Below are 3104 nucleotides of genomic sequence, written 5' to 3'. Positions count from 1 at the left end.
GTAAGCGCCGACGGAAGGCGGCGTTGACGTAGGGTTATTTGGGTTTCCGCGGGCGCGGCGCCCATTTCTTGGCGAGTGCCGCGAAGCGAGCGTGGATCACCTCGATGTTAGGTTGAGTGTGGGGGTCATGGTCGTCGCCAAGAGCATCCAACGCCTCTTCATGGTATTCATGCGACGGATCGGTGAGAGCCTCCAGCTTCTCGGCATAGCCCCAAGGCCCTCCCGAGTCCTCCGGTGGGCGCATTCCGCTAGCTTCCAGCAGGCGCGGATAGCTGCCTTGCAGGTCAGCCGGAGCGATGCCGTGAATCCTGACGCTGTGCTCCCATCCGTCGCCAAAGTCGTAGAGGTACTGGAAGGTCTTGCCGCGCATTCCCTCCAACGCCTCAGCGAGGGTCGTCTTTCGGGCATCAAGTGGGCCGCCAAAGCCGTAGGACGGGTCAGGGATGCCGAAGCCCGTGTGCCCGAAGGTCAGCTCCCACAGATGGCTATCGGTCCATCCCAACGCTTCCTGGAAGGTAGTGTGCAAACGATCGAGCCGGATGCCGAGCGGTACTTCGATCATGCGGGTTACGGCGGGCGTCACGTCATCCAGAGTGATCGTCATGTGCACGACGAAGGCGTTGCTCAAGCAGCTTGCTCCAGGTTCTGGATCGCCTTTGCGGCCTGCCAGTTCCACGGCAGGAGTTCGTCGATCCGGTTGATCGGATGGTTGCCGATACGCTCGATTACGTCGGTGAACCAGGCTTCGGGCTCAACACCGTTCAGGCGGCACGTTTCGGCAAGCGAATAAAATAGCGCCGAGGCATCTCCGCCCTTGGTGGACCCGACGAACATCCAGTTGCGACGCCCCAGAGCAACGCCGCGCAGGGCATTTTCGACCAGGTTGTTGCTGATCTCCAGCAGGCCATCTTCGCAATAACGGACCATCGCCGCCCAGCGGTTAAGGGGATAACGGCATGCTTTCGCCAAGGCGCTGTCCGAGGACAATCCCTGCATCTGGGCATGCAGCCATGGCCGCAAGGCTGCAAGCTTCGGGAGAGCCAGCTGCTGGCGAACCCGTCGCCGCTCATCGGGCGGCGCTCCTTTGATATCCCGTTCGATCGCGAACAATTCGCTGATCCTCACGACCGCTTCAGCCGCTACCGGCGATGGGTTCTTTTCGAGGATGTCGGTGAACTTGCGTCGCGAGTGCGCCCAGCAGCCAACCTCGATCACGCCGCGCGGTGCCTTGGTCTTGGGGTCATGATATAGCGCGTTGTAGCCGGCATAGCCGTCCGCTTGAAGGTATCCGCGGTAACCGGCAAGGTGGGCCGCCGGATGCTTACCGCCGCGCCCGGTCGTGAAGCGGAACGCCACGGCAGGCGGGCTCATATCCCCGCTTGAACGGCTGTCGCGCAGATAGACCCAGAAGTAGGCGGTATGGCTACCGTCTTTGCCCTGAAGCAGGGTCACTGGGGTCTCGTCGCCGTGTATCTTTGGAGCTTCGAGGATATGGACGAGCAACCGTTCGCCGAGCGGCGCCATCAGCCAGGCCAGTTTACGGGACCAGCGGCCCATCACGTCGCGATCAATCTCCACCCCTTGCCGGCGCAGGATCACTGACTGACGATGCCAGGGCTGATGATCGACAAAGCGGCTGACGACGAGGTGCGCGAGCAATGCGCTGCTTGCCATCACCTTGGGCAACGGCAGATCGATGGCCGGCGCCTGGCGGATCGTTTCGCAGGATCGGCAGGCGATGCGAGGGCGAACATGACGCAGGACACGGAAGCAGGCGGGTACGTAATCCAGCACTTCGGTGACGTCTTCGCAGATGACGGTCTCGCTACCACCGCAACCGCATGGCTCCGGAAGGTGCTGGGTCGTCTCACGGGGGATATGTAGGGGGATCGGCGCCTTGGTTCCGGCCTTGCGCGTCGGTTTCGCGTTCGACGCCGCAGGAGCGTCATCATTGGCCGGCTCCGGGGCATCCACCTCCTCGAACATCAGCCGCAACTGCGCGATATCCATTTTCTCAGAGCTGCGACCGAACTGGACGCGCAGCAGCCGAGCAAGACGGTGCTCCAGCTTCTCGATCGTCAGACCCTGAGCTTTGACGGTCTGCTTTGCCGCCCCCAGTTCGGCCCGCTCCAGCTCCATGATCTCAGCCATCTCCCGCAGCATTTTCTGCAGGAGAACGGGGTCTGTGGGGAGGCGATCAAGGTCGAACCGCATGCCCCGGACTATAGCGCAAGTGGCATTTCCCGCCTACATAAAACGGCAGTTTTCCGAGCTTTTATCGCTCATGCGAGGGTCGGCACGAGCACCTCGTCGTGAACAATCGCCTGCCGCCAATCCAGTCCCTCGATCAGCATCGCCAACTGCGCGGCCGAGAGCCGCGCTGCTCCCCCGTCCTGGGTTCTGGGCCATACGAACTTTCCGCGCTCGAGGCGTTTTGCATACAGACAAAGTCCTGATCCGTCCCAGACCAGGGCCTTCAATCTATCGCCTCGTTTTCCGCGGAACAGGAATACAGCGCCGGAGAAGGGATCGAGTTGGAGGATATTGCGAACCTGCGCGGACAGGCCATCGAAGCCTTTTCGCATGTCGCACGGCGCCAACGACAGATAGATTTTCGCCGATGGCGGCAGCGTCAGGCTCAACGTTCAAGCTCCCCGATAACCTCGAGCGCCAATCTCAACGCTTCTCTGTCGACCAACCTGTCGATCGACACCATGAAGTCGCCGCCGCGCCGGATCTCAATCCAGCCAATCTCAGGTGCTGTCCCCTGCGGCTCGGCGGCCAACTCAACCGGCACGAACCCGGCCATCGCGCCGCGGAGCAATTGCTTACGCCAAGTGTAAAGCTGACCGGTCCCGATCCCGTACCGACGCGCGACCACGGCCATGATGGCACCCGGCTGAGTGGTCTCCTTCAGGATCGCCAGCTTCTCTTCGTCGCTCCAGTGCCGGCGCCGTTCCACTCGAACGACCGCTCCGCCATCTCGGCGTGCGCTCATACGAGGCTCGTTTGACTGCTCGATATCCACTCGCAAGGCCTCCATCTGCCCCGCGAAATTCACGCCCACCCCAATCCGCACAAGGCCGGGTTCCGTCGGCGCTTAC

The 3104-nt window shown here is 62.1% G+C and carries 4 protein-coding genes; all 4 read right to left on the bottom strand.

The window, feature by feature from the left end; all coding sequences use genetic code 11:
* Window positions 1-34: 34 nt before the first annotated feature.
* Window positions 35-628, bottom strand: coding sequence for a plasmid pRiA4b ORF-3 family protein (locus BMX92_RS26655; protein ID WP_256213653.1), 594 nt, complete (start codon window positions 626-628; stop codon window positions 35-37).
* The gene (locus BMX92_RS26650) at window positions 625-2214 is read right to left on the bottom strand and encodes an IS66 family transposase (RefSeq protein ID WP_093022754.1); all 1590 of its coding nucleotides are present in this window, start codon (window positions 2212-2214) and stop codon (window positions 625-627) included. Before BMX92_RS26650 ends, BMX92_RS26655 begins: the two co-directional genes overlap by 4 nt.
* Before the next feature lie 68 nt (window positions 2215-2282).
* Entirely contained in the window at window positions 2283-2642 is a 360-nt protein-coding gene (gene tnpB / locus BMX92_RS26645) for an IS66 family insertion sequence element accessory protein TnpB (RefSeq protein WP_036528248.1), read from the bottom strand.
* A complete protein-coding gene (locus tag BMX92_RS26640; RefSeq protein WP_177185291.1) occupies window positions 2639-3028 on the bottom strand; it encodes an IS66-like element accessory protein TnpA in 390 nt (129 codons plus the stop codon). Before BMX92_RS26640 ends, tnpB begins: the two co-directional genes overlap by 4 nt.
* Window positions 3029-3104 lie beyond the last annotated feature (76 nt).

Source organism: Sphingobium sp. YR768 (assembly GCF_900111125.1).
GTDB lineage: Bacteria > Pseudomonadota > Alphaproteobacteria > Sphingomonadales > Sphingomonadaceae > Sphingobium.
The sequence above is the reverse complement of the archived record's forward strand: the minus strand, read 5'-3'. Positions and strand labels throughout refer to the sequence as shown.

Excerpts from the sequence above, each read along its gene's own strand:
- BMX92_RS26650 (WP_093022754.1), bottom strand. The coding sequence starts at position 2,214 with ATGCGGTTCGACCTTGATCGCCTCCCCACAGACCCCGTTCTCCTGCAG.